This window comes from Paracoccus sp. SY (assembly GCF_002901215.1).
Lineage (GTDB): Bacteria > Pseudomonadota > Alphaproteobacteria > Rhodobacterales > Rhodobacteraceae > Paracoccus > Paracoccus acridae.
In genome coordinates this window covers 1-5,387 of the sequence record NZ_NWMQ01000089.1, presented here as the reverse complement: position 1 = coordinate 5,387, position 5,387 = coordinate 1, and the positions used below count along the sequence as shown (strand labels likewise).

Annotated in this window: 6 protein-coding genes; 3 read left to right on the top strand and 3 right to left on the bottom strand. The window is 65.4% G+C overall.

The window, feature by feature from the left end; genetic code table 11:
* Positions 1–7: 7 nt before the first annotated feature.
* The 3 genes from CK944_RS21270 to CK944_RS21260 all read right to left on the bottom strand — a co-directional run bounded on the left by CK944_RS21270 (position 8) and on the right by CK944_RS21260 (position 1,899).
* Positions 8–319, bottom strand: coding sequence for an H-NS family nucleoid-associated regulatory protein (locus tag CK944_RS21270; protein ID WP_239986200.1), 312 nt, complete (start codon positions 317–319; stop codon positions 8–10).
* A 97-nt stretch (positions 320–416) separates the two neighbouring features.
* Positions 417–1,193 carry an exodeoxyribonuclease III gene (xth, locus tag CK944_RS21265; RefSeq protein WP_192877796.1) on the bottom strand — a complete coding sequence of 259 codons (777 nt, stop codon included), beginning with the start codon at positions 1,191–1,193 and terminating at the stop codon, positions 417–419.
* Between the two features lie 19 nt (positions 1,194–1,212).
* The gene (locus tag CK944_RS21260; protein ID WP_371411690.1) at positions 1,213–1,899 is read right to left on the bottom strand and encodes an SOS response-associated peptidase; all 687 of its coding nucleotides are present in this window, start codon (positions 1,897–1,899) and stop codon (positions 1,213–1,215) included.
* A 154-nt stretch (positions 1,900–2,053) separates the two neighbouring features.
* Between CK944_RS21260 and CK944_RS21255 the strand changes: the two genes are divergently transcribed.
* The 3 genes from CK944_RS21255 to CK944_RS21245 all read left to right on the top strand — a co-directional run.
* Positions 2,054–2,797 carry an ImuA family protein gene (locus CK944_RS21255; RefSeq protein WP_103175047.1) on the top strand — a complete coding sequence of 248 codons (744 nt, stop codon included), beginning with the start codon at positions 2,054–2,056 and terminating at the stop codon, positions 2,795–2,797.
* On the top strand, positions 2,730–4,256 hold the full coding sequence (locus CK944_RS21250; protein WP_103175046.1) for a DNA polymerase Y family protein: 1,527 nt from the start codon (positions 2,730–2,732) through the stop codon (positions 4,254–4,256). Before CK944_RS21255 ends, CK944_RS21250 begins: the two co-directional genes overlap by 68 nt.
* A 13-nt stretch (positions 4,257–4,269) precedes the next feature.
* A partial coding sequence (locus CK944_RS21245; protein ID WP_146038745.1) for a PHP domain-containing protein occupies positions 4,270–5,387 on the top strand: 1,118 nt, incomplete at its 3' end.

Here is a 5,387-nt window from a genome sequence, read left to right as displayed (position 1 = left end):
CGAACCATCAGATCGCGAAATCGGCGAGCGACTTTCCGGCTTCCAAGGCTTCGGCAATCCAACCGGGCTTTCGGCCCCGACCGGTCCAAGTCAACTCAGGGCTTTCCGGATGACGATACTTCGGCTCGGCCTTTTGCTTGGCAGGTTGAGCGGCCAGCATGTCTTCGAGCGAGGCAAAGCCCGCGGCCTTGGCGATTTCGGTCGCCTTCTGGATGGCGTCCTTTTTGCGGCGGTTCTCGAAATCGGCAATGGCGGCTGCGGATTTCTTGTGGATTTCTTTCAGCTGCTCAAGGGACAGCTCATTATAGTTGATATCCATGATGATCTCCTTAGATGCCGGTTGCAATACAGAAACATTTTCTGACAGAAAAGCCTCTCATCGGGGATCAGGTTTGATCTTCAATGGAAAAATTGGATCACTTAATGTCGAGCACAATCCAAACCGGCGCATGATCGCTGGCTTTCGTCTGAGCTCGCATATTCCGATCAACACCGGCGTCCTTGAGCCTTGCTGCCAAATCGGGAGAGAGCAGCAGGTGATCGAGCCGCAACCCGGCATTCCGCTCCCAGGCATGGCGCAAATAATCCCAGAAAGTGTATGTGGGCTTGTCGGGTTGGATGGCCGAAAGAGCATCACACCAGCCTTGCTTCAGAAGAGACGCATAGGCCTTTCGGACCTCTGGCAGAAACAAGGCGTCATCGCCCCAGCGATCGGGGTTATAGACATCGCGCTCGGTGGGAATGATGTTGTAGTCCCCGGCGAGGATCACCGGCACGTTCAGAGCGAGCAGCTGTTTTGAATGGGCGGTGAGCTGCTTTAGCCATTTGAGCTTATAGTCCCATTTCGGACCCGGTGCAGGATTGCCATTGGGAGCATAAAGGCAGCCCACCAGCAGGTCATTCACCGCAGCCTCGATATAGCGGCTCTGGCTCGGATCAGGATCCCGGGGCAAGCCACGGCGCGTGAGCACCGGCTCGCTGCCGCGCGACAGGATCGCCACGCCATTCCAGCGGCTTTGCCCATGCCAGACGGAGGCGTAGCCAGCCTTGGCCAGCTGCTTTTCTGGGAACTTCGCCTGCGGCGCCTTCAGTTCCTGCAGGCAGACGATGTCGGGCTGAGTCTCAGCCAGCCAAGCGAGCAGCGTCTCGAGCCGGCCATTGATGCCGTTGATGTTGTAGGTGGCGATCCGCACCTTCCTGCCCTGCCCCATCTCAAAGAAGCCGTCCCTGCGGTTCGTCGGGAGCTTCCTCTGGCAGCTCGATGAGCTCCTCATCAGCCAGCGGCCGCTGCAGCGCCTGCGCCGTCTCCCACTCTGCCGTCATCCACATCTCGATCTCATCCTCGGTGGTCAGGACCACCGGCATGGCCTTGGGATGGACCTTGCCCACCACTGTGTTCGGCTCGCAGGTCAGGAAGGCGAAGAGCTGATGCTCGCCCGGGCGCGGGGTCTTCATCGAGCCGCGTGTGCCGGTCCAGGGCGTCCAGATGCCCGCGAAGAAGAACAGCGGTCGGCTCTCGTCTAGGGCGAACCAGTGCAGCGGCTTGCGCTTCGACACCGGATCGGGCTTCTGACCATATTCTGAAAAGGCGGTGGCCGGCACCAGGCAGCGGTTCTCGACTCCGAGCCAGCGGCGCCAGTGCGGGCTGGCGGTGTTGCGGATGTTGGTGACGCCGGTGTCGGGCGCGTCCTTCGTCTTCAAGAACTGCGGCGGCGTCGGCATGCCCCAGGTCAGCCGCAAGAGCTCACGACCCTCAGCCGTGTTGCGCACAACCGGCGCAGGGCGATCGGGATAGACATCAAGGCTCGGCTCGAGGTTGCCGAGGCTGTCCGTCATCGCCCGCGCCAGATCACGGATCGCCTGCTGGTTGGTGGTCAGGTTGTAGAGGTTGCACATCATCGGCTCCGCTGGTCACGACAGCGTAACACGGCAGAACCCTGGAGATATCCCCAGATCATTCTGCGGCATCGTGTTGACACTTCGGCCTCATCAGGAACAAAACAGGAACGACATCTGTTCGTCTGCAACCGCTTTTCTGGAGCCTCCTTCTCTCATGCCTGCCCGTTCCTTCAATCCTGCCATTGCTGCGCTGCGCAAGCAGATCGCAGCCATGGAGGGCGAGAGTGCAGCGGCGCGCGAGGTGCTGCCTTTTGGCGTGTCGGATCTAGACCGCCGTCTACCCGGTGGCGGTCTGGCGCTCGGCTGCCTGCACGAGGTGGCAGGTGGCGGCAATGGCGCGGTGGACGGGGCAGCCGCCTCCTGCTTTGCCGCGGGCATTGCGGCGCGTCTTCCCGGACAGGTGCTCTGGTGCGTGACGCAGGCCGATCTCTTCGCGCCAGGGCTGGAGCAGGCGGGCCTGGGTCCGGATCGGGTGATCTATGTCGAGGCCGGCGACGATGTCTCGGTGCTGGCCTGCATGGAGGAAGGTCTGCGCCATGGCGGGTTGGGCGCGGTGGTGGCGGATGTTGCCCGGCTGTCGATGACGGCTTCGCGTCGGCTGCACCTGGCGGCCAAGGGATCGGGCACCACCGGCATCGCACTCCGTCGCTGGCGTAGGCAGCAGGAGGCCTATGACTTCGGCCAGCCTACGGCGGCGATGACCCGCTGGCGCATCTCGGTGCTGCCCTCCGTCCCCTTGCCTGTCCCCGGTCTCGGCCGGGCCCGCTGGCTCATCGAGCTGATCCGGGCGCGGGCGGGGGAAAGTCTCGATATCGAACTGGAGGCATGCGATGGCACGGGTCATCTCGGTTACCCTGCCGTTCTGGCCGATCGACCGGCTCAGGCGGTCGGCGCCTGAAGCAGCATCCTCGTCGGACGAGAGGCCGCTGGTGCTCGCGGGCCGCGTCGGCAACCGCCGGCTGGTGACGGCAGCTTGTGCAGTGGCCCAGGAGCTGGGGCTCTCGATTGGCATGCCGGTGAGCAAAGCCCAGGCGATGGTCCCGGACCTGCAGGTGTTGCCCCATGATCCTCAGGCCGATGCAGCGTCTCTGGAACGGCTGGCGCTCTGGGTGTTGCAGCGGGTCTCGCCGATCGTCGCGGTCGATCCGCCCGACGGGCTGGTGATCGACTCGACTGGCACCGATCATCTCCATGGCGGCGAGGAGGCCATGCTGGAGACACTGATCGGCCGGTTGGTGATGTCAGGCGTCACGGCCCGCGCCGCTGTCGCCGACACCTGGGGCGCCGCCCATGCCCTGGCTCGCTATGTCGCAACGCCGATGCATGTGGCCGCGCCGGGCACAACGGAGACCCTGCTCGCCCCCCTGCCCCTTCAGGCCCTGCGGCTGCCGCCCGCGACGCTCGCAAGCCTCCGCACCTTGGGCTTTGTCTGCATCGGCGATCTTCTCCATCAACCCCGCGCGCCCCTGACCCGGCGCTTCGGCCCGGACCTCTGCCGCAGGCTGGATCAGGCTCTGGGCCACGCCTCCGAGCCGATTGAGCCGCTACGCCCGTCGGAGCTTGTGGAGGTGCGTTGCAGCTTTGCCGAACCCATCGCCGCCGCCGAGACCATTGCCCGCTACCTCGGCAAGCTGGTGGTCCAGCTCTGCGCGGCCCTGGAGGAGCGCGGCCTCGGGGCCCGCCGGCTCGATCTTCTTTGCTGGCGGGTCGATGCCCATGTGCAGACCGTCCGCGTGGGTCTCGCCCGCCCGCAGCGTGATCCGCAGCGGCTGACCCGGCTCCTTTGCGAGAAGATCGAGACCATTGCGCCGGGTTTTGGCATCGAGATCCTGTCGCTGACGGCTGTGATGGTCGAGCCCCTGGAGGATCGGCAGATGGCCAGCTCGCTCTTGGAGGCCCCTGCCCCGGATCTCTCCGGTCTCGTCGATGTGCTGGCCAACCGCGTGGGCGCACGCGGCGTCTACCGCATGGCACCGGTCGCCAGCGATGTCCCTGAACGCTCCGTCACCCGCGTCGCGCCCTTGTCTGATCCTGTGGGCGCCGGCTGGCCCGATCACTGGCCGCGGCCCACGCGCCTCCTGCCCCGGCCCGAGCCGATCGAGACGCTGGCGCTGCTGCCCGATCATCCCCCTGCCTGGATCATCTGGCGGGGCATCCGCCGCAAGGTGGCCCGCGCCGATGGACCCGAGCGGGTCTTCGGCGAATGGTGGAAGCGCGATGCCGAGATGATCGCGGTGCGGGACTACTTCCGCATCGAGGATGAGGCCGGTGAGCGCTACTGGGTGTTCCGGGCAGGCGATGGCGAGAACAGCGAGACTGGCAGCCACCGCTGGTTCCTGCACGGGGTATTCGGATGAACGGTGTCATCGGATGACCAGCCCCCGCTATGCCGAGCTGCAGGTGACCTTGCCCTTCTCCTTCCTGCGCGGGGCGTCCTCGGCCGAGGAACTGTTTGCCACGGCCGCGATGATGGGCATCGACGCCTTGGCCGTGACCGACCGCAACTCGCTTTCTGGCATCGTGCGGGCCTGGGAGGCCGCCAAAGCCACAGGCGTGCGGCTGGTGGTCGGCTGCCGCCTCGATTTGGTCTGCGGCATGGCGCTGCTGGTCTACCCCATGGACCGGGCAGGCTATGGCCGTCTCTGCCGCTTGCTCACCCTGGGCAAGTCCCGCGCGGGCAAGGGCAAGTGCCATCTCGACTGGGTGGATGTGGTGGAGCACGCCGAGGGCCTGATCGCGGTGCTGGTGCCTGAAATGGCGGATGACACCTGTGCGCTCCGCCTGCGCCGGCTGCGCGATGTCTTCGGCGATCGTGCCTATCTGGCCCTCACCCTGCGCCGCCGCCCCAATGACCAACTGCGGCTGCATGAGCTGTCGACCATGGCCGCGCAGCTGCGGGTGCCCACAGTCGTCACCAATGACGTGCTCTATCACGAGCCGTCCCGGCGTATTCTGCAGGACGTGGTCACCGCCATCCGGCACAACACCACCGTCGAGGCCCTGGGCTTTCGCCGCGAGCGCCATGCCGACCGCTATCTGAAGCCGCCCGCCGAGATGCAGCGGCTGTTCTCGCGCTACCCGGAGGCTCTGGCGCGGACGGCGGAGATCGTGTCCCGCTGCCGCTTCTCGCTGGATGAGCTGCGCTACCAGTATCCCGAGGAGCGGGACGATCCGACGCTGACCCCGCAGGAGACCTTGGAGCGGCTGACCTGGGAAGGCGCAACCTCCCGATATCCCGAAGGCGTGCCGGATGAGGTAAAGGCGTCGCTGGCCCATGAGCTGCGCCTGATCGCCAAGCTCGCCTACGCCCCCTATTTCCTGACCGTCCACAGCATCGTCCGCTTTGCCCGCTCCCGCGGTATCCTCTGCCAGGGCCGGGGCTCGGCCGCGAACTCGGCTGTCTGCTATGTGCTGGGCATCACCGCCATTGATCCGGGTCGCAATGATCTCCTGTTCGAGCGCTTTGTGTCCGAGGAACGCCACGAGCC